This is a genomic window from Neptunicella sp. (assembly GCF_048268085.1).
Taxonomy (GTDB): domain Bacteria; phylum Pseudomonadota; class Gammaproteobacteria; order Enterobacterales; family Alteromonadaceae; genus Neptunicella.
Genome location: NZ_JBLWWF010000003.1, coordinates 77,233 through 98,034, shown reverse-complemented (window position 1 = coordinate 98,034; position 20,802 = coordinate 77,233). Strand labels below are relative to the sequence as shown.

17 protein-coding genes are annotated in these 20,802 nt (G+C 45.6%); 8 read left to right on the top strand and 9 right to left on the bottom strand.

Features of this window, described 5'->3' with window-relative positions:
* Window positions 1-12 precede the first annotated feature (12 nt).
* Window positions 13-1,044, bottom strand: coding sequence for a recombinase RecA (gene recA, locus ACTD55_RS03165; protein WP_438862855.1), 1,032 nt, complete (start codon window positions 1,042-1,044; stop codon window positions 13-15).
* 146 nt (window positions 1,045-1,190) lie between these two features.
* Entirely contained in the window at window positions 1,191-1,688 is a 498-nt protein-coding gene (locus ACTD55_RS03160) for a CinA family protein (protein ID WP_438862854.1), read from the bottom strand.
* A 344-nt stretch (window positions 1,689-2,032) separates the two neighbouring features.
* Here ACTD55_RS03160 and mutS point away from each other — a divergent pair, with 344 nt between their 5' ends.
* Complete coding sequence (mutS, locus tag ACTD55_RS03155; protein ID WP_438862853.1) at window positions 2,033-4,597, top strand: DNA mismatch repair protein MutS; 2,565 nt, start codon at window positions 2,033-2,035, stop codon at window positions 4,595-4,597.
* Between the two features lie 26 nt (window positions 4,598-4,623).
* On the opposite strand, the gene ACTD55_RS03150 is transcribed toward mutS, so the two are convergent.
* Complete coding sequence (locus ACTD55_RS03150) at window positions 4,624-5,574, bottom strand: DMT family transporter (RefSeq protein ID WP_438862852.1); 951 nt, start codon at window positions 5,572-5,574, stop codon at window positions 4,624-4,626.
* A gap of 126 nt (window positions 5,575-5,700) precedes the next feature.
* Between ACTD55_RS03150 and ACTD55_RS03145 the strand changes: the two genes are divergently transcribed.
* From ACTD55_RS03145 to ACTD55_RS03120, 6 genes are all read left to right on the top strand, one after another.
* Entirely contained in the window at window positions 5,701-7,146 is a 1,446-nt protein-coding gene (locus tag ACTD55_RS03145; RefSeq protein ID WP_438862851.1) for a PLP-dependent aminotransferase family protein, read from the top strand.
* A gap of 29 nt (window positions 7,147-7,175) precedes the next feature.
* Entirely contained in the window at window positions 7,176-7,607 is a 432-nt protein-coding gene (locus ACTD55_RS03140; RefSeq protein WP_438862850.1) for an FKBP-type peptidyl-prolyl cis-trans isomerase, read from the top strand.
* A gap of 254 nt (window positions 7,608-7,861) precedes the next feature.
* Window positions 7,862-8,332 (top strand): Dps family protein, encoded by a 471-nt coding sequence (locus tag ACTD55_RS03135; RefSeq protein WP_438862849.1) that lies wholly within the window; start codon window positions 7,862-7,864, stop codon window positions 8,330-8,332.
* Between the two features lie 243 nt (window positions 8,333-8,575).
* Window positions 8,576-10,207: a CTP synthase gene (locus tag ACTD55_RS03130; RefSeq protein WP_438862848.1), complete on the top strand. Its 1,632-nt coding sequence runs from the start codon at window positions 8,576-8,578 to the stop codon at window positions 10,205-10,207.
* Between the two features lie 56 nt (window positions 10,208-10,263).
* Window positions 10,264-11,556 (top strand): phosphopyruvate hydratase, encoded by a 1,293-nt coding sequence (gene eno, locus ACTD55_RS03125; RefSeq protein WP_438862847.1) that lies wholly within the window; start codon window positions 10,264-10,266, stop codon window positions 11,554-11,556.
* Window positions 11,557-11,600: 44 nt separating this feature from the next.
* A complete protein-coding gene (locus ACTD55_RS03120; protein WP_438862846.1) occupies window positions 11,601-12,248 on the top strand; it encodes a hypothetical protein in 648 nt (215 codons plus the stop codon).
* Window positions 12,249-12,258: 10 nt separating this feature from the next.
* On the opposite strand, the gene ACTD55_RS03115 is transcribed toward ACTD55_RS03120, so the two are convergent.
* The gene (locus ACTD55_RS03115; RefSeq protein ID WP_438862845.1) at window positions 12,259-12,486 is read right to left on the bottom strand and encodes a hypothetical protein; all 228 of its coding nucleotides are present in this window, start codon (window positions 12,484-12,486) and stop codon (window positions 12,259-12,261) included.
* A 155-nt stretch (window positions 12,487-12,641) separates the two neighbouring features.
* Between ACTD55_RS03115 and ACTD55_RS03110 the strand changes: the two genes are divergently transcribed.
* Window positions 12,642-14,132, top strand: a complete 1,491-nt coding sequence (locus ACTD55_RS03110; protein ID WP_438862844.1) for a putative bifunctional diguanylate cyclase/phosphodiesterase — start codon at window positions 12,642-12,644, stop codon at window positions 14,130-14,132.
* Window positions 14,133-14,159: 27 nt separating this feature from the next.
* On the opposite strand, the gene ACTD55_RS03105 is transcribed toward ACTD55_RS03110, so the two are convergent.
* The 5 genes from ACTD55_RS03105 to ACTD55_RS03085 are packed head-to-tail and all read right to left on the bottom strand — an operon-like array spanning window position 14,160 to window position 20,796.
* Complete coding sequence (locus ACTD55_RS03105; protein ID WP_438862843.1) at window positions 14,160-16,544, bottom strand: family 20 glycosylhydrolase; 2,385 nt, start codon at window positions 16,542-16,544, stop codon at window positions 14,160-14,162.
* Window positions 16,545-16,557: 13 nt separating this feature from the next.
* Window positions 16,558-18,042 carry a sodium:solute symporter family protein gene (locus ACTD55_RS03100; protein ID WP_438862842.1) on the bottom strand — a complete coding sequence of 495 codons (1,485 nt, stop codon included), beginning with the start codon at window positions 18,040-18,042 and terminating at the stop codon, window positions 16,558-16,560.
* A gap of 33 nt (window positions 18,043-18,075) precedes the next feature.
* Window positions 18,076-18,462, bottom strand: coding sequence for a RidA family protein (locus tag ACTD55_RS03095; protein ID WP_438862841.1), 387 nt, complete (start codon window positions 18,460-18,462; stop codon window positions 18,076-18,078).
* Window positions 18,459-19,943 carry an N-acyl-D-amino-acid deacylase family protein gene (locus ACTD55_RS03090; protein WP_438862840.1) on the bottom strand — a complete coding sequence of 495 codons (1,485 nt, stop codon included), beginning with the start codon at window positions 19,941-19,943 and terminating at the stop codon, window positions 18,459-18,461. The genes ACTD55_RS03095 and ACTD55_RS03090 overlap by 4 nt, the downstream gene beginning before the upstream one ends.
* A gap of 1 nt (window position 19,944) precedes the next feature.
* Window positions 19,945-20,796 carry a MurR/RpiR family transcriptional regulator gene (locus tag ACTD55_RS03085; protein ID WP_438862839.1) on the bottom strand — a complete coding sequence of 284 codons (852 nt, stop codon included), beginning with the start codon at window positions 20,794-20,796 and terminating at the stop codon, window positions 19,945-19,947.
* Between the last annotated feature and the right edge of the window lie 6 nt (window positions 20,797-20,802).

The window sequence follows — 20,802 nt, the reverse complement described above, 5'->3', positions numbered from 1 at the left end:
TTTTACCGCAGATTACAGCACATCTTCCGATACCGGGGCTTCATCCGCCACTGTTTTGGCCAGCAATAATTTATCACGAAGCTTTTGTTCAATATCTTGTGCCATGGCCACATTATCTTGTAAATACTTAACCGAGTTAGCCTTACCCTGACCAATTCGTTCACCATTACAGCTGTACCAAGCTCCTGCTTTTTCAACAAATTTGTGGGCAACACCCAAGTCAATCAACTCGGCTTCTTTACAAATTCCCGCGCCATACATAATCTGGAATTCAGCCTGTTTAAACGGTGGCGCAACCTTATTTTTGACCACTTTGACCCGGGTTTCATTACCCACCACTTCGTCGCCTTCTTTCACCGCTCCGATGCGACGAATATCCAAACGAACGGAAGCATAGAATTTAAGAGCGTTACCACCTGTGGTGGTTTCTGGCGAGCCAAACATAACGCCAATTTTCATCCGAATCTGGTTAATGAAAATAACTAGGGTATTAGAACGTTTGATATTAGCAGTTAACTTACGCAAAGCTTGTGACATCAAACGCGCTTGTAAGCCCACGTGAGAGTCGCCCATATCACCTTCGATTTCAGCTTTCGGGGTCAGGGCAGCAACAGAGTCTACAATGACCACATCAACTGCGCTGGAGCGAACCAGCATGTCACAAATTTCCAACGCTTGTTCACCGGTGTCAGGCTGAGAAACCAATAGATCGTCAACGTTAACCCCCAATTTACCGGCATAAACCGGATCGAGCGCATGTTCAGCATCAATGAAGGCACAAGTTTTGCCTTTCTTTTGCGCCTCAGCAATAACTTGCAAGGTTAACGTCGTTTTACCTGATGATTCCGGACCATAAATTTCAACGACCCGGCCACAAGGTAAACCACCAATACCTAAAGCAATATCAATGCTTAACGAGCCTGTAGAAATAGACTCAATATCTAACGCCTGACTGTCACCCAGGCGCATAATTGTGCCTTTACCAAATTGCTTTTCAATTTGCCCTAATGCGGCAGACAGGGCTCTTGATTTATTCTCATCCATTTCTCGCTCCTCAACTTTGAGCTTCTATACAGTAGTTAACAACAGTATACTGTACAACCATACAGTTACAAGTGCTAAATTAAATTATTTTCCCGACCCACTATTCTATTGGCCTAATGGAAGATCAGTAAAGCCTAATTAGTCGTTTAACCAATACTATGCAGCATTTTTATACAGTAGTTTAATGCATGATTGATTGCTTGTTCCCGCACCTGATGCCGATTCCCCTGAAAGGATTGCATATCACTGATGGTGGTAGATTTAATGGTTAAACCAAACCACACTGTTCCTACCGGCTTGTCATCACTCCCCCCGTCCGGTCCGGCAATACCGGTAATGGCAATCGCAATGTCAGAATTAGCTTGTTGGCTGGCCCCCAATGACATCTGTTCCACCACTTGAGAAGATACGGCTCCAAATTGTTGCAAGGTTTTAGCCTTCACATTTAGCAACTCTATTTTAGCTTGATTAGAATACGTCAGGAAACCTCTTTCAAACCATTGGGAGCTACCGGCAATACTGGTAATGGCATAGCCTAGTCCACCTCCGGTACATGACTCTGCACAACTAATTGTCCAGTTATTCAAGACCAGAAGTTTGCCTAATTGCTCAGCCAAAACGGTACTTAACTCAGGTAATATCATGGCTTGTCCTTAAAAATGCCAATAGCTAATGATAGGGGCTGTATGTCGTTGAATGTTGAGCATTGTTGATCAATCATAATTCCCGCCCGTGGGACAAACAGTATAGTTGAGTCACTTAAATAAGTCTGTTTGTCGACTGTACTTAATCCCCAATGGGCATGAAATATTGTCAGATTCCGACGGTGCTTAGCGCAACGCATTTTGCGTTTTTATTCGAATAGAAACAACTCCATCAAGGCAAAAATACTGGCCAGTCCGATTGCTCTTAATGGTGCAGATTTGTTACTCTGTTAGGCCGTTCATCCCGAACAGTCCACCAGCATACTAACAATAAAGAAATAATAATGAGTTCATCACAATCTCAGGCACCACACACTCCCATGATGCAACAATATTTGCGGATTAAAGCCGAACATCCGGATATTTTGCTGTTTTATCGAATGGGCGATTTTTATGAGCTGTTTTTTGATGATGCTAAACGGGCGGCGGAATTATTAGGTATTTCACTAACCGCTAGAGGTAAAAGTGGTGGTAATGCCATTCCAATGGCGGGCGTTCCCTATCATGCGGTGGATAATTATTTAGCTAAACTCGTTAAACTTGGCCAATCGGTGGCAATCTGTGAACAAATTGGCGATCCCGCCACCAGCAAAGGCCCGGTAGAACGCAAAGTAGTACGTATCGTTACACCAGGTACTGTCACCGAAGAATCCTTGTTGGATGATAAACAGGATAACGTATTAGCCGCCCTCGTGTGTCACAAAGAGCAATTCGGATACGCCACGTTGGATTTAAGCAGCGGTCGTTTTGCCATCAGTGAACCACAAGATCATGATGCCTTATTGGCTGAAATTCAGCGTACCCAGCCGGCAGAATTACTGTATCCGGATAATTTTGAACACCTTCATTTAATTGAACAACGCCGAGGATTACGCCGTCGTCCAGAATGGGAGTTTGAACAACAAACTGCTATTAATCAGCTAAACCAGCAATTCGGAACCCTTGAACTCAGTGGTTTTGGGGTAGATAAAGCGTTACTGGGATTACGTGCCGCTGGCTGTATTATGCAATATGTCAAAGATACCCAACGCTCAGCGCTACCACATATTCGTCAAATTCAATTAGAAAGGCTCGATGATACTGTCTTAATGGATGCCGCTACTCGACGGAATTTAGAACTCACTCATAACCTGTCCGGTGGCACCGACAATACGCTAATAGCCGTATTGGATAAAACCAGTACGGCCATGGGAAGTCGTTTGTTACAACGCTGGTTACACCGGCCTTTAACCAACGTTAGCCTGTTACAACAACGCCAACAATCTATCGGTGCATTACTGGAACATGATTTCAGTGAACTACAACAATACCTAAAACAGATAGGCGATATAGAACGCATACTAGGCAGACTCGCCTTGCGCTCGGCTCGTCCCCGAGACTTTGCCCGTTTACGGCAAGCATTCGGCCAACTCCATGCGGTTCAACAATTTATTGGCAGTATGGATAATCCATTGTTAATCAGCCTGGCTAAAGAAATCAGCGAGTTTCCCGATTTTCTCACGCTGTTGGAACGAGCCATCATTGACAATCCTCCGGTACTAATCCGCGATGGCGGTGTGATTGCTGAAGGATTTAATTCTGAGTTGGATGAATTGCGTAACTTAGCCAAAGGCGCTACCGATTATGTAGAACAGTTGGAAGAACGGGAAAAACAGCGCACCGGTATTCCCACTCTCAAAGTGGGCTACAACAAAGTACACGGCTTTTTTATCGACATCAGTCGCAGCTATGCCGATCAAGTGCCGGTAGACTATATTCGTCGACAAACCCTGAAAAATAACGAACGCTATATTATTCCCGAGCTTAAAGCGCATGAAGACAAAGTGCTTACCAGCCAAAGCCGTGCCTTGGCCTTAGAAAAGCAACTTTATGACCAACTGTTCGATACCTTACTGCCCCAATTAGCCGAATTATTTACCAGTGCTAATGCCCTGGCAGAGTTGGATGTTCTGACCAACTTGGCCGAACGCGCCGAGACCTTGCAATATCATTGTCCACAATTTAGTTCTAACGTGGGTTTACATTATGATCGCGGCCGCCATCCGGTAGTAGAACAAGTCATGCAACAACCTTTTATCGCAAACCCTATTGCCATGAATCATCAGCGCCGGATGCTCGTCATCACCGGTCCTAACATGGGGGGTAAATCAACCTATATGCGCCAAACTGCATTGATTGTATTACTCGCCTATATTGGCAGTTATATTCCGGCAGAAAATGCCCAGATAGGCCAGATTGATCGCATATTTACCCGGATTGGTGCCTCGGATGATCTCGCTTCCGGACGTTCGACCTTTATGGTCGAAATGACCGAAACCGCCAATATTCTTAATAATGCCACCGCCAATAGTTTGGTGTTGATGGATGAAATCGGTCGAGGAACCAGCACCTATGATGGCTTATCGCTTGCCTGGGCTTGTGCCGAATATCTGGCGCAAAAAATTAACGCCTTTACCCTGTTTGCTACCCATTACTTTGAGCTGACCCAACTAGCAGAGCAACTACCGGAATTAGCCAATGTACATTTGGATGCCGTCGAACATGACGACACCATTAGCTTTATGCACGCAGTTCAGGAAGGCGCAGCCAATCGCAGCTTTGGTTTACAAGTCGCTCAATTAGCCGGTGTGCCCAGAGCGGTTATTCAGGCTGCCAAACATAAACTAGCCGATTTGGAAGCCGGGCAAATGACACCAGTTGCACCGGCACAACGCACAGAAACCCAGTTGGATTTTATTCAAATGAGTGATCCGCTAACAGAAGCCATCGATAACATTGAGCCCGATGAATATACGCCCAAACAAGCATTAGACGCGTTATATAAATTAAAAGCCCTGACACAAAAATAGCAATCGCGCTGGTTTCGCTTGGCAAATCAGCTCGATGACTGTGAGTGTTGACGTGCCAAGCGGACACTTTTGTTACCCAATGCCACTACCGCAATAATTAAGATGGCAAACAACCAGGTCCAGCCATTCAGATGTTCGCCAAACAGCATATCGGCAATCAGCAGCGAAAAGAAAATCTGCAATAATTGCGTTTGGCTAACTAGCGCAATCCCGCCCAAGGCCATCGCTGAATTCCACAAAAAGAATCCCAATAACTGACTGATAATCACCAGATAAGCAAAGGCGATCCAGATGCCCCACTCAATCTGCGACGACTCAGCCGGAAACAAGATAGCTGTCGGCAACCAAAATAACGGCATAACTAATACCAACGTCCAACTAATTACCTGCCACCCCGGCATTTCTTTAGATAATTTCCCCCCCGTTGCATAACCAAACCCGGCAGATAACACCGCCATTAATAATAAAAAATCGGCCCACTGAGGACCTGAACTTTGCTGGGATGCGGTAAACACAAAGACCAACAAAGCTCCCACTAACGCGAACAACCAAAACGATTTTGGCATCCTCTCTTTGGCTAAAATGGCGCCAATAACAGCAGTGGCTAATGGCAATACACCAATCACGATAATCCCCCGCGACGATTCAGTTAAACTCATCGCCAGAGAAATACAAATGGGGAAACCTAAGGTGATCCCCAATGAGCTTAACAGCAGCCATTTAATTTGCTGACGCGTCGGTATCGAAACCCGTTTTTTCCATAAAATTGCGGCGGCCAACACGCCCCCAAAAGCGGTACGCCCCATGCCCACAAACCAAGGGTCGAGCCTTTGCGTCACATAATGACTCAACGGCAACGTAAAACTAAATAACATCACAGCTACCATCCCAAGCACCAGTCCTTTAGTTTGAGCACTCCAGGCATAGCTGATTTTTCGATAAGGCTGAGCTAGAAACGTTTGATACCATTGCTGCATAAGTGATTCCCGTTAATCATTATTTAGTCGCTAAGATTAACGCTTTTAAAAAAGCATAACAGATTCACTTTTTTATAAAAAAACCAGTACAATGATGATTCTTAACCCGTAACTGCTGAGTACATTGTGGCATTTAAATATCAACAACTCGCCCAACAAATTGTCACGGAAATACACAGTGATAAATTAAAGGCGGGCGATCCTTTACCTGCCTTGCGTAAATTTGCACATCAACATCAAGTCAGCCTGACCACGGCTAATCAAGCCTATGAATGGTTACAACGGCAGGGACTAATTGTTGCCAAAGCCCAATCCGGTTTTTATGTTAAAGGACAGCCCAATTCCTTACCCTTAAGTGCCCCGACGCCCAAATCCATCTCCATCCACCATGATCCATCGGATGTGATTTTCGATATTATGCAAAACGCGTTGACTTATGATCGTATCGGGCTAAGTAACGGCTTTTTAGATGAATCCTTACGCCCGTCCCTCGCGTTGCAACGGTCATTAAAACGCACTGCCAAACTGGCCAATATTACCGCCAATAGTTATGGTCATACGCAAGGTGAAGTAAAGCTTCGCACCGCCATTGCAGAACTTATGCGTAGCCGTTTTTGTCTGGTTGATGCGGACGATCTTCTTATCACTAACGGTTGTCTGGAAGCGGTGAATCTGGTGGTAGAGCATATTAGTCAGGTGGGAGAAACGGTCGCCATACTAACGCCCTGTTACAGCGGGTTGCTGACGGCATTACAATACGCCAATCGCAAGATAATGGAAATTCCCTGCGATTCGCAAGGGCCAGATATGCAGCATCTGGCTGAATTATTTGCCCGACGAGCTTTTACCACCCTCATTATTAGTGCAACGGCAACCAATCCACTGGGTTTTAATCTCAGCCATCAGGATAAAAAGCAGCTGGCAGCCCTGGCTAAACAACACCAAATTTATATCATAGAAGACGATACCTTTGGCAGCCTGGCCTATCACACTCAGGAAACGGGTCCGGCTTATGCCTACCAACACGATGGTTTTATCATATATTGCAGTTCCTTTTCTAAAGACTTAACCCCGGGAATGCGCATCGGCTGGATAGCTTCTGACAGGTTAATTCCTGCGCTAATGCGGCGTAAAGTATCGATGAATATTACCTGTAGCATCCCATGCCAACTAGCAATGGCAGATTATCTGTTAAGTGAAAGCTATCCCGCTCATCTTCGCAAATTGCGCAGTACCCTGCAGATACAGGTGATGAAATTACAAGCCTGCATATTAGAAAATTTTCCGACTGGAACCCGAGTATCGACACCTCAAGGAGGATTCTTTATTTGGGTAGAATTACCAGATTCATTGCTGGCGATGGATATATACCGGCAATCTGTCCAGCAAGGGATCTGTTTTATGCCCGGGCATACGTTTAGCATGTCTGGTCAGTATGATCACTGTCTCCGTTTAAGCGTGACCAAAACATGGAGTCATCATTTAGCTCACGCCGTTGAGCAATTGGGTCAAATTGCCGAACAACTAATGCAAAAACAAACCGCATGTAAGACAATAGTCGAATCAAATTAATCAATTATTTACTGTTCGAACGTGAATCAATGGCAAAAGCGAAAAAACTGAATAAAGGCTCCGCTGGACAAAATCGTAAAGCCAGTGAAGCTTATATCGAAAAATATCAGCGTCAGGATGGTGTACAACAAACCGCCAGTGGCTTGCTGTATCGAGTTATCGATAATACCGATGGTATAAAACCCACAATGCAGGACAGTGTGGTCGTTAATCAACGCATTCTCAATGTGGATGGCAGCGTGATCGCCGATACCTACAAAACTGGTTTTGTTGATCGTTTCTCACTCAACGAAGCAATTCCCGGTTTGCAAGAAGGATTGCAATTAATGCCGGTAGGCTCTCGTTACGAATTTGTTGTTCCTGCTGATTTAGCATGGGGAAAACGGGGGGTTGGCAATAAAATCGGCCCCAATGCCGTGCTGTTTTTTGATATACGTCTAATCGAACTGGAACCGATGTAAGTCATTATTGATACTGTCAAAAAGTAATGGCGACTGACGAGGCAATAACCATTCATCCCGACCAAGAGCAAGAATTGCTGAAAGGTCGCTTCATGACTTGAATTAGGTCAACCTTATCTCCATGTATATAATTATGTCGCTCTGAATCCATAATTTTAGGTGACATGGGTATAACTTAAGAGACGATGATTTACCGCAGTAAATTATTATTACTGGCACTAGCCGGTTCGTTTTTAAATAACATGGAGAATTGTATGACTGACATTGATATTGGTATTAACGAATCAAACAGACTGAAAATTGCCGACGGTTTAAAGCGACTACTAGCAGATTCCTATACCCTGTATCTGCAAACCCATAATTTTCACTGGAACGTAACGGGCCCGCAGTTCCGTGAACTGCATCTGATGTTTGAAGAGCACTATCAGGAATTAGCCATTGCGGTAGATGATATTGCCGAACGTATTCGTACGTTGGATGTAGCAGCACCTGGCACTTATAAAGAATTTGCCAAGCTCAGTTCCATTGAGGAAGTTGATGGCGTACCCGCAGCCGGTGAAATGGTCGATATTCTCACCCGTAGCCACGAGATGGTGGTCAAAACCTCCCGTGAAGTATTAAAACTGGCACAACAAGGCGATGACGAATCCACCGCCGCACTAGTATCTGATCGGATGCGCATTCACGAAAAAACCTCATGGATGCTGCGCGCGACGCGTAAATAGGACATTCTTTTCTATCCAGGCCGAACAGCCGTTCGGCCTGATTGGTCAATACCCTGCAATCGCTCTTTGACTTTAGACCGATAAAATATACCTTCCATCGCATAAACTCCCTCGTTAGGCGCATCATTTGCATGTACATTCAAGCCGCTTTGACTTATAATACTTTCCCGTCTTGATACACAAAGATTGGCTCAATTTCTGAGCGGATCTACATTCTGTTAACACCTAAATCTTGGGTTTCGCATGACAAATTATATTTTCGTCACAGGCGGTGTTGTTTCATCACTGGGCAAAGGCATAGCTGCTGCATCACTAGCTGCTATTCTTGAAGCGCGGGGACTAAAAGTCACCATGCTAAAATTGGATCCGTATATTAACGTTGATCCCGGCACCATGAGTCCCATCCAGCACGGTGAGGTATTTGTTACCGATGATGGTGCTGAAACCGATTTGGATTTAGGTCATTACGAACGTTTTATCCGTCGCCACATGTCCAAGCATAATAACTTCACGACCGGTCGGGTTTATGAAGAAGTATTACGTCGCGAACGTCGCGGAGACTATTTAGGCGCAACCATTCAGGTTATTCCACACATCACCAACGAAATTAAACGCCGCGTGGTTGAAGGCGCTGAAGGTGTTGATGTGGCCATTGTTGAAATCGGTGGCACCGTTGGTGATATAGAATCATTACCCTTTATTGAAGCGGCTCGTCAGCTTGGTGCGGAATTAGGTCGTAAACGCGTCATGTTTATGCACTTGACGCTGGTACCTTATTTGGCCGCATCGGGTGAAACAAAAACCAAACCGACGCAACATTCCGTCAAGGAATTACGCTCCATCGGTATTCAACCAGATATTCTGGTGTGCCGTTCAGAAGTAGCGTTACCGTCTAATGAACGTTCCAAAATCGCCCTGTTTACTAACGTAGCTGACAAGGCCGTTATTTCATTACGGGATGTGGAAAGTATTTATCGAATTCCGGCGGTGTTAAAAGCGCAGGGAATGGATGAGCTAGTTGTAAAACGCTTTGGAATTGAATGTCCAGAAGCCGATTTATCTGAATGGGAACAGGTTTTATACGCAGAATCCAATCCTAATTTTGAAGTCACCATTGGCATGGTAGGTAAATACGTTGCCTTACCCGATGCCTATAAGTCAGTTAACGAAGCATTAAAACATGCCGGTTTGAAAAACCGCGTAGCCGTCAATATCAAATATATTGATTCACAAGATTTAGAAAGCAAAGGTTCACTGTTACTTGAAGGGCTGGACGCCATTCTGGTACCTGGTGGATTTGGAGAACGAGGTATTGAAGGTAAGATCCTTGCAGCCCAATACGCCCGAGAAAAACAAGTACCCTACCTAGGCATCTGTTTGGGAATGCAAGTCGCGCTTATCGAATACGCCCGCAATGTGGCAGGTATGGAAGACGCCAATAGTACTGAATTTGACCCACAAAGCCCTTATCCGGTGGTGGGATTAATTACCGAATGGCAGGATGCTGACGGCAGTACCGAAAAACGTACCGATGAATCAGATTTAGGCGGCACCATGCGTTTAGGTAGCCAACTTTGTCATTTGATTCCCGGTAGTAAAGTTCATCAATTATATGGTAACGATGCGATTAATGAACGTCATCGCCACCGTTATGAAGTGAACAATAACTTGCGGCCTGAGATTGAAAAAGCCGGTCTAAAAGTGACAGGATTATCCACCGATAAAAAGTTGGTTGAGGTAATCGAGATAGAAGATCACCCATGGTTTGTCGCAGCACAATTTCACCCGGAATTTAATTCAACCCCAAGAGATGGTCATCCACTGTTTGAAGGTTTTGTTAAAGCCGCCGGGATCTATCATAAAGAAAATAATTAATAATTCTGCCACGCCATTAAGCGTGGCAATTTAACAACTTTGTATGAGGGTACATCATGTCTAGCATCAGCAAAATTCTTGCCCGTGAAATTTTAGATTCACGTGGTAACCCCACCGTCGAAGCCGACGTTTATTTAGCCAGTGGAGCATGGGGTCGCGCCTGCGCACCCAGCGGTGCATCTACCGGAACACGTGAAGCATTAGAACTTCGCGATGGCGACAAAAACCGTTATTTAGGCAAAGGTGTACTAAAAGCCGTTGGTGCTATCAACAATGAAATCCAGCCAGCCTTGCTGGGCAAAGATGCTCTTGAGCAAGCAGAAATCGATCAGATCATGATCGATTTAGATGGTACTGAGAACAAAGAAAACTTAGGCGCTAACGCGATTTTGGCAGTGTCATTAGCCGTCGCTAAAGCCGCTGCGATGCACAAAAATGTGCCGCTTTATCAGCATATCGCTGACTTAAACGGAACTGCGGGTCAGTACAGCATGCCAGTACCAATGATGAATATCATTAATGGGGGTGAGCACGCGGATAATAACGTGGATATTCAAGAATTCATGATCCAGCCAGTAGGTGCTAGCAGCTTTAGCGAAGCCTTGCGTATGGGTGCAGAAATTTTCCATTCACTGAAAAAAGTACTTAACGCCAAAGGTTTAAACACCGCGGTAGGTGACGAAGGTGGTTTTGCCCCTGATTTAGGTTCTAACGAAGAAGCGTTAACCGTTATTATCGATGCCGTTGAAAAAGCCGGTTATGTGATGAATAAAGACATCACTTTAGCGATGGATTGTGCCGCTTCTGAATTCTATGTTGATGGCAAATACGACCTGAAAGGCGAAGGTAAAGTCTTTGATTCTGAAGGTTTTGGCGATTTCTTGGCGGATCTGTCCAAGCGTTATCCCATTATTTCCATTGAAGATGGTCTGGATGAAAGCGATTGGGATGGTTGGGAAAGTCTAACTAAAAAGATCGGGGATAAAATCCAGTTAGTCGGAGACGATTTGTTCGTAACCAATACCAAAATTCTCAAGCGCGGTATCGACAACGGTATCGGCAACTCGATTCTGATTAAATTTAATCAGATTGGTTCGTTAACCGAGACTTTAGCCGCTATTCGTATGGCGAAAGAAGCGGGCTTCACAGCAGTTATTTCGCACCGTAGTGGTGAAACCGAAGATGCCACGATTGCTGATTTAGCAGTTGGTACGGCAGCAGGTCAGATTAAGACTGGTTCACTGTGTCGTTCTGATCGGGTAGCCAAATACAACCAATTGTTGCGTATTGAGCAAGAATTAGGTGACGCTGCCATATACAACGGCCGTAAAGAAATTAAAGGTCAGTAGTTCAAACAGGGGTCGGTACACCGGCCCCTTTTTTGATCTTGCTTATGTCCACCCAGCAAACTGATATATTTGCCAAAAATACGCAGCAATTGCACTTTGCTGAGCTGTGTAATGCTTTATATGAAAGGGAACTGGCGCAATTAGCCTTATCACCCAGTCAGAATATCGATAACCTTAAACGGCGTTTAGCCGGCCTGAGTTATCACATTAGAAAAGCCGCACACTTCTTACTTAACCATAACGCCCCACTGGAAGTAGATTTACATAACGCCAGTTGGCAGGCCAAACAGGCTGCCAAATCCATTGCGAAAAAAGAGTCTGAAGAAAAATCCCGGCACTGGTTCAGTCAATACAGTCACTTCGGCATGCCTGTTGCGGTATGTATTAATGAGCAAGGACTGGAACAGTACGAACTGGATTCTGTAGATAGAATAGACGTCGACAACCAACGGCTGCATTTAAACAAGCATGGCTGGTTTAGTTTTACAGGTCAGGCCGAAATAAAATCCAATGGCGAAGGCCAACCTTTGCAGAAAACCATTTTGCTCCCTTCCAAAGCCAGCTTGACTGCTGCCTGTTGTGGCCATAGCTGGAATTATCGCGGTAAAGCGCAACCCCGAGCGTTATCACTACGGGAGCTATTACTGTCCAGTAAAATCAACTGGAAGAATTTTAAAAAACCGCTGATTTAATTTAGTGCGCCTATTGAGAGCAGGCACAACCTGTTTGCCCATCACTGGTGGGAAACTCTTCAAAATGCCCCTGAACACACTGGTTTTTAATCGCTTGGCAGCGAGCCGGATTATAACTGATTTGGCTATTACTCAATTCACCTAACGCCCCCGCTCCGATTTCCTTGGTGTTATAAGAAAAAGTAGAACATGCACTTAAGGTGATACCGACAAAAACGCTCATGACAAATCTAAACATAAAATCTGCTTATTAATAGTTAACTTGCTTCTGTTGATAAGAATCGTTAATCGGAAGATAGTTCAATCATTGAACGACACAAAGGTTTATTTTTGTTAAAAAATGTTATCTTATACAAACACTTAAATATCGAAAAACATTTTTGACAATTAATTATGAACAGAGCCACCATATCAGCCTTAAAAGTCTCGATTATCTATGCTGTTTTCGCCTCGCTCTGGATCCTGTTTTCCGATATTGCAGTTGAAACCTTTTTCGACAGTCCTTACTTACGTGCCGTAGCGCAGACTTATAAAGGCTTGGCCTTCGTCATTTTGACCGCACTATTACTATTGATACTAGTGCTTAGGGATAATCGAGCCTTGGAGAAAGCCAATGATATAGACAATCTCACCGGGTTGCTCAGTCTCAATATGTTCATTCGCGCGCTCAACTCAACCATAAAACAACTCAACCCCGGTGAACGGATCCTGCTCGGTTACCTCGACATTGATGATTTTAAAAGTATTAATGATGCCATCGGTTTTGAACAAGCCGATCTGTTTTTGCAAGATTTGGCCAATGATATAAAAGAAGCAGTTTTAACCGGGGCGTTTGTGTCACGTTTACATGCCGACCAATTTGCCAGCTTTAACGTATTAGACGAAAATATCCATTTGGATAATCATGTCCGTGATTTTCAACAACTGTTTGTACGCAGAGCCAAAAAGAATAGTATTAAAGCCACTTGTTGTATTGGCGTTGCGCTATACCCCGCCGATGGCGTTAACGCAAAAGAATTAATGGTGTCAGCAACGGAAGCGCTCGGCGTTGCCAAACAACAAAAAAATGCAATCCAATATCATGACAAAGAATTAACCGAAAGAGCCATGCTGCGTCGTCAAATGGTCATCGATCTACAAGAAGCCATTAGCAAAGAACAGTTAACCGTTGTGTATCAACCCAAATATAATCTCAAAACGCTAACCCCTAGCGGAGTTGAAGTCCTAGTGCGCTGGATTCATCCGGAGCAGGGTTTTATCCCTCCCGATGTGTTTATTCCATTGGCAGAGGAACACGGTTTGACCAGTGGCATTTCAAAACTGGTCGTTAACAAAGCTTCCACTGAGCTAGGCAATTCAACATTACTGGGAAATCAAGTTAAACATGTCGCCGTGAATATATCCGCTACGGAGTTTAACAATACCCAGGAAATGCATGAGCTAACTGAATTTATTCAGAGTCAAGTGAATCTGGCCCCCTATATACGCATCGAAATTACTGAAACCGCAACACTTACCGATATGAAAAAAAGTGTTGAGATCATCTCCAGCCTGCAAGCCAGTGGAATCAGTTTCTCAATTGACGATTTTGGTACCGGCTATACGTCGCTCGCCATGCTCAAGGATTTAACCGTCGATGAGATTAAGATAGATCGCAGTTTTGTCTCGGGTGTAGAAGATGATCACCGCTCCAGAACAATAGTGAATGCAATAATTGCAATGTCGAAAAGCTTTGATATTAATATAGTGGCTGAAGGTATCGAAACAGCGCAACAACTGAAAATCTTACAGGAAATGGGATGTCAGGAAGCACAAGGCTATTATTTAGGTCGCCCTATGCCATTAGATGATTTAATAAAACACATTTCACCAACCAGTCATTAATCGCTATTACAATTGTCTATAGAGGCATTATTCATTACACACCAGCATTAATTGCTCCAACATTATCGCGGCTGACACCACTATTTCCTGTTCCACTTCAGTAAACTGCCACAATTGTTTGCGCCATTGCTGATATGCCTCAGTCGACAGTTTTTCTCCTGTTCGACATTGGCCGATAAGCTTATTGCCCAGTTGAATTGTGGACGCTAACTTATCAACGATTGATGACATTGGCTGCAAAGACTCAGCCTTCTCAATTAGCATTTGTACGTTGGGCAAATTGTCTTGCCAATGTCCGAGTTGCGTTTCGATCCGGTCAAGTGCCGTTATATCGCCCTGAGCATAATCCCGTACCTCTCGGTTTAAATGCACCAAGGTTAAACTCTCTACTGGCAAAAAATCCACAAACTGATTCAGGTCGGCCTGCTGATGGTAAAGATCCTGGGTAAACTTAATATGGTGACGGGTATAATACTGCGCAGGTTCTAGCGCCTGACTGAGTATCAGCAACGGTTGAATATCCTGATCTCCCGCAAGCTTTTGCAATCCCGCCTGTTGCTGCTGGTGAGCCTGCAATCCTGCGACTTGATTAGCAAATTGGTCCATTTTTGTGAGCCGCTGATACATCTGAGTTTCATCGGTCATATTAGCTGGCGACCATAATCGTTCGGCAATGGCGTACAATCTTGGCCAAATGCGTAAATCCAGATTATTCGCTGTAACTAACTCCGCCCAGATTGTCGCCTCGCCACCAAGAATATTTTTGGCTTGTTCAGTACTGAGCCGCTCGGCAAATCTTAATAGCGGAGCGCCGTCTTTACCGCGACCCTGTTTTAGCAATTGACCATTAACCGGATAAGGACTATTGCCAAGCATAATACGACCATTAATCCCCTGCTCATCGCTTAAATCAAGTTCAAAGCGGGTTGGTCCCATCCAGGTATCTAACCAGAATTGTTTTATACCGTTGTGTTGGGATAAATCATGTAATTGACGAGTGGGCTTGTTATTCAAACTGATATAACCCTGTTCAACCTGCCCGGGGTTTTGTATCAGGGTGATTAACCCCTTTACTTTGCTGCCTTTAAGACGTGGCATGCTGAATTGCCATTGCTGCCAATGGGTTTGCGCGTTAATTTTCGGTACTGTTACAGGTTGTTGTGGCACCGGATCATTTCGATAGTGGTAGTCGGTCGGCTGAGGCTGATCAATATAAAAACCGGTAGATAAAATGCCCTGATAGCCTTGGCGGGCAAACTGGCTAATGGACTCCAACCCTCGCCAGGACTGGATCAGAATATCCCTTGGTAAGGCCGGATCATAAATCTCATCCCAGCCCATCATCTGCTTGTTATATCGATGGAGTATTTGCTGTATTTGCTGATTAAAATAAGTATGCAGCTGCTGGGTATCAGCTAGTTTTTGCTTGCGCATATAAGCTTGTACTTTATCGCTTTGCTGCCATTGAACTGGATAGATCTCATCTCCGCCAATATGTACGTAGGGATCGGGGAACAGGCTGGCCAGCTCTTGCACCAGTTTGTCGATAAACACATACACCTGCGGATTGGATGGATCCAATAATGGCTCGAATACGCCCCAGTGCCGCTCCATCTGATAAGGGCCGGGTAAACTGATCAGCTCAGGATAAGCCACTGCAATCGCTGATGCATGGCCGGGCACATCCAGTTCCGGTACCACTCTTATTCCCAATAAACTGGCGTAGTTCACCACCTCGCGGATTTGCTGTTGGGTATAATACAATCCGTCTGAAGCCAGTTGTTGCAATTTAGGATAGGTTTTGGACTCAAACCGCCAGCCCTGATCATCGGTTAAATGCCAATGCAATACATTAAGTTTGGCCGAGGCCATGCCCCTTAACTGACGTTTAATATCCTCAAGGGGAATAAAATGGCGAACGCTATCGATCAATAGTCCACGCCAAGGAAAACGGGGTTGATCGCTGATTGTTACCCGCGCAATACGGTGTTTATCCCAGTCCACCAATTGCAATAACGTTTGCACACCGTGCAACGCTCCCAGTTCAGTCGGTGCGGACAACTGAATCCTGTTATGCCCAATGTCCAACTGATAGGCTTCATCCTGATTCAATTCAGGCACAATACTATTGGACGAATTTGTTACCTTGATAATAACCTTGGCCGATTTGGCGGATTCAACCTGAGTCACCTTATCAGACAGACTCTGTAACTGACTCATCATCAGTTGTTGACGTGATTCACTTACCCCCCAAAATGAAACCGTTATTGCATCTGTTAATACGAAATCACCCGGTTTAATATCCACCTGTGCCGGATAAGGCATTAATGCTAGCGGGGTGGTTTCGTTGGCGAAATTAAAAGATGACAAAACCAATAAGGCCAACAGCGCAATCAATTTAACAGGCTTCATATCCATCTCGTTGTTATTTGTTAAGTTGTACTGGTGAAGCCTGCAAATCAGCGCTACTTTCCATACGTTGCCGTTCGGCGTCCAGAATCGCTAACGCCTCGCGACTGCTGATACTGGATTGAGGCGTCAGTAAACTGACCAGTACACCACTGACTAACGCCATGCCTAGCGACGGCAAAACAGGATTACCAAACCAGCTATTCCAGTCAGCATGATTGCCTACCACCAATGCGGTAACACAGCCGGCGATTAATGTTGCTAACGCACCCTGCCAGTTATACCTGGACCAAAAGCGTCCCAATAAAGCGCAAATACATAAACCGGCCATCAGAATTGCAATCATTTGGGTGATATAAGCGATAATATCGTTGGAACTGAGGGCAAACAAAAGCGCCAACCCAATGGTGACCACTAAACTTAACCGCGACAGCCACACTACTTTATCCGGTTGTGGCATACTGCCCGTTGCCAGACAATACAAATCACGCATCACTACACTCACCGCCGCGATGGCGTCAGAGCTGGCGCTGGACAACGTAGCCGAAATCCCGGCAATAATTATCAGTAAACCTAACCCCACTGGCATAAAATGCAGCGCCATATGCGGAAAGGCAAAAGAAGCGTTGTCCAGACTGGCATCCGTGGCAAAAGCCGTCATGCCGATAATGGCGGGAATACAGGAGAAAAATAAATACAGCACACCGGAATACACAAAAGATCGGCGAATACTGCCGACATCACTACCCGAATAGATCCGCTGTCGAAACGAAGGAGTAGCCAATATGCCCACCATAATAGCCAGTGCCAGTGAAATAGCCGGCAACACACCTATTTTATCCACCGCAAACCAGGACAAATTTTCCACGGGTTGCGCCGCCAGCATGGCATCCCATCCGCCAACCGAATAAAGCGAAAATACTGCCATCAGAATAAAACCGCTGAACAGGATCAAGGCCTGAATCGAGTCAGTCCAGACTACGGCGGTATAACCACCAATCACCACATAAATGGCAAAGCTGATGGCGATGATCACTTTGGCCCACTGAATATCCAGCCCGGTTAGCCAGGCCAGATACATACCGCCACCAATAATATGTGCGCCCAACCAGCCGATGCTGGCAACAAAAATAATCACTGCAATCAAATTTTTAATTAACGGATTCGCCCCCACGTAATAAGACAACTCCTCGCTCATGGTCATAAAACGTAGCTGTCTTACGGGCGCAAACCACCAGGCTAACAACAAAATGCCGATGGCGCCGCCAATCCCGTACAACGTACCGGCCCACCCATTCTGATAGGCAAACCCTACCGCTCCCATTGACGACCCGGTGCCTACCATGGTGGCCACTGTGGTGCCTAATGTGAGCAATAACGGCAGACTACGGCCCCCCAGTAAAAATTGCTCACCACTGGTGTTTTTGCGCGATACAAACCAGCCCAAGGCAATCATAGCCAATAGATAGACGACAAAAGCAACAATAAACAGATGTTCCATGCTCACACTCCGGGCCAGTTAAACTGTTTTTTATCAGGGCGCCTTGTAACAGGTCACGTCGACTTCGACTTTACAGTCCACTACTAAATCGGCCACCGCACAAATCCGTGCGGGTGGGTGCTCACCAAAAAACTCTTTAAACACTTTATTAAAAGACTGAAAATAACGGGCATCGGTGAGGATCACTTTGACATGTGCCACATGCTCCATGCCATAGCCGGCCTGTTGCATAATATCGACGCAGTTCTGGATGGCCAGACGCGATTGCTCGACAATACCGCCTTCCACCACCTCACCATCGCGCATTGGAGTTTGTCCCGATACCATCAGCCAGCCACCAGCTTCAACCGCACTGGAAAAGGGTAAGTGCTGTCCCCCGGTACCCACACCGCCACTGCTGCCATATCGTTTAATTGTCATGCTTCACCTTTGCTTTCAAGTTGTTTATGTTTTAAAAATCGGCCAGCACGACCCAGAGTTAATCTGCTGTGTTGACCTGTTGTGTTATAGCTGAGTTGGCCGTTTACCCAAACCATCAAAATGCCTTCGGCAATCTGTTTGGGATCGAGATAACTGGCCCTGTCCTTGATTTTGTCCGGGTCGAACAACACCAGATCGGCAAAATAGTCTGGTCGGATAAAACCACGATTATCCAACTGCATTTCGCTGGCAGATAGGCCAGTCATTTTATGCACTGCCTGACCTAGGCTAAATAGCCCCAAGTCTCTGGCATAATGGCCCAATACTCGCGGAAATGTGCCCCACAAACGAGGATGAGGACTGGGATCGCAAGGCAAGCCGTCAGAGCCGATCATACTGGCGGGATATTGCAAAAAGCTTTGTACGTCTGATTCAGCCATTCCGTGATATACCGCTCCGGCCGGTTGCAGTTTTTCCGCGGTTTCCAGCAAGGACATATGCCAGTTTTCGGCAATTTCCCGCAAGGTCTTTCCGGCCTGTTCGGGGTGCGGATCGGACCAGCTAATAAAAATGTCAAAATCGGCGGTCACCTGACCTAGATCCAGCGTGCTGGAGCTGGCGCTATAAGGATAACAATCGCAACCAATATGCTGATGTTGCCTCGCCTGTTTAACGTGATCCAGAACCTGCTGTGACCGCCCCCAGTTAGCTTTACCAGCGCATTTAAGATGGGAAATAATCACCGCTACATCAACATTACGTCCTAAGGCAAAGGCTTCATCCAACGCATGCAGAATACCGTCAAACTCGGTACGCAAATGAGTAGTATAAAGAGCCTGATAAGCTTTGAGTTCACTGGCTAAAGCCTCCACTTCGCAGCTCGTTGCTGAATGGGCACTTTGATAAGCCAGCCCGGTACTGAGTCCTTTTGCTCCCTGACTTAATGCCTTTTTTAGTTTGGTTCGCATTGCGTCAATTTCAGTGTCGGTTGCCGCGCGATCCAGCCTGTCCATCACTTGTGCTCGCAACGCAGTATGTCCCACCAATGCGGCAACATTAACCGCGCTACTGGCCTGATTAACCGCGTCGATATAATCCTGCAGTTCGACAAATACAAATTCGTGCTGCTTGCCCAATAAATTAAGCGGGTCCGGAACGGCGTTAGTCAACGTCACCGGGCTGGCGCTGATACCACAATTTCCTACCACCACAGTGGTCACGCCCTGGCTGATCTTGCTTAACATGGCAGGATGACGGATCACTTCAATATCATCATGGGTATGCACGTCAATAAATCCCGGGGCTAACGCCATTCCATCAGCGTCAATACAATATTTAGCCGCGCTCGATTCAAACTGCCCCAAGGCGGTAATTTTATTGCCGCTGACCAACACATCCTGCGGCAAACCAGGTGCGCCGGAACCGTCATAAACCGTGGCATTACGGATCAACAGATCCGCCAAGACAGGACTGGGTGACACGTTAGTCTCCTAAAGGTAAACGTTCGGATCCTTTGCGGTGCTGATCCAGATGATGTTTAAGGCGGCGCAGTTTTTCCCGGGACTTTTTCTGATTACAGACAGCTACCTCACTGGCCAGAATGTCGATGGCAGCCAGCATCACATAACGCGAGGCACTGGGTTTAAAAATGTAATCGGCTTCCTGCGTTTCAATCGGCAAATGTACATCAGCAATATTCGCCAAAGGGCCAGCTGGGCAGATAGTGATCACTTGAGCACCATATTCTTTGGCGATTTGTGCCGATGCCATCACATCCGGACTGACACCACTTAAGGATAAACACAACACCACATCATTTTTATCGACGGTGGCGGCGGTCATCCTCATTAGCATGGGGTCTGAATAGGCGTTACTTTTCACTTCCAACCGAAATAGCCGGTAGTGGCTTTCTTCCGCCAGCATAGTGCTGCCGCCGCCAACCCCAAAAATTAAAACATGACCGGCACGAGTGATTATTTTACCGGCTTGCTTAATGGCCTTGTCGCTAATCAGGCCGGCATTAAGATCGAGAATGTCGTGAATAGCCTGATAAATAGCCGGAATTTCTTTCTTCTTAACTGGCTTGCTGGAAATAAACCGCTCACCCACCGCGGCAGATTGGGCCAATAACATTTTTAATTCACGGACATTTTTACAATCCAGTGTTTTAGCCAAACGAGTAATGCTGGCATGGCTAACGCCAGCTTTATCGGCAAGTTCATTAATGGATGCGCTGGCAGCAAAAGACAAATCGTCAAGGATAAAACGCGCAGTCTTCTGTTCTGAGGGACGCAAGTGCCGCATTCGATCAGTTATCTTAGATACGATATCCATAATTTA

What these genes read in the sequence shown, in the direction of transcription:
- recA (WP_438862855.1), bottom strand. Translation starts at nt 1,044, where the DNA reads ATGGATGAGAATAAATCAAGAGCCCTGTCTGCCGCATTAGGGCAAATT.
- ACTD55_RS03160 (WP_438862854.1), bottom strand. Translation starts at nt 1,688, where the DNA reads ATGATATTACCTGAGTTAAGTACCGTTTTGGCTGAGCAATTAGGCAAA.
- mutS (WP_438862853.1), top strand. Translation starts at nt 2,033, where the DNA reads ATGAGTTCATCACAATCTCAGGCACCACACACTCCCATGATGCAACAA.
- ACTD55_RS03150 (WP_438862852.1), bottom strand. Translation starts at nt 5,574, where the DNA reads ATGCAGCAATGGTATCAAACGTTTCTAGCTCAGCCTTATCGAAAAATC.
- ACTD55_RS03140 (WP_438862850.1), top strand. Translation starts at nt 7,176, where the DNA reads ATGGCAAAAGCGAAAAAACTGAATAAAGGCTCCGCTGGACAAAATCGT.
- ACTD55_RS03135 (WP_438862849.1), top strand. Translation starts at nt 7,862, where the DNA reads ATGACTGACATTGATATTGGTATTAACGAATCAAACAGACTGAAAATT.
- ACTD55_RS03130 (WP_438862848.1), top strand. Translation starts at nt 8,576, where the DNA reads ATGACAAATTATATTTTCGTCACAGGCGGTGTTGTTTCATCACTGGGC.
- eno (WP_438862847.1), top strand. Translation starts at nt 10,264, where the DNA reads ATGTCTAGCATCAGCAAAATTCTTGCCCGTGAAATTTTAGATTCACGT.
- ACTD55_RS03120 (WP_438862846.1), top strand. Translation starts at nt 11,601, where the DNA reads ATGTCCACCCAGCAAACTGATATATTTGCCAAAAATACGCAGCAATTG.
- ACTD55_RS03115 (WP_438862845.1), bottom strand. Translation starts at nt 12,486, where the DNA reads ATGTTTAGATTTGTCATGAGCGTTTTTGTCGGTATCACCTTAAGTGCA.
- ACTD55_RS03110 (WP_438862844.1), top strand. Translation starts at nt 12,642, where the DNA reads ATGAACAGAGCCACCATATCAGCCTTAAAAGTCTCGATTATCTATGCT.
- ACTD55_RS03105 (WP_438862843.1), bottom strand. Translation starts at nt 16,544, where the DNA reads ATGAAGCCTGTTAAATTGATTGCGCTGTTGGCCTTATTGGTTTTGTCA.
- ACTD55_RS03100 (WP_438862842.1), bottom strand. Translation starts at nt 18,042, where the DNA reads ATGGAACATCTGTTTATTGTTGCTTTTGTCGTCTATCTATTGGCTATG.
- ACTD55_RS03095 (WP_438862841.1), bottom strand. Translation starts at nt 18,462, where the DNA reads ATGACAATTAAACGATATGGCAGCAGTGGCGGTGTGGGTACCGGGGGA.
- ACTD55_RS03085 (WP_438862839.1), bottom strand. Translation starts at nt 20,796, where the DNA reads ATGGATATCGTATCTAAGATAACTGATCGAATGCGGCACTTGCGTCCC.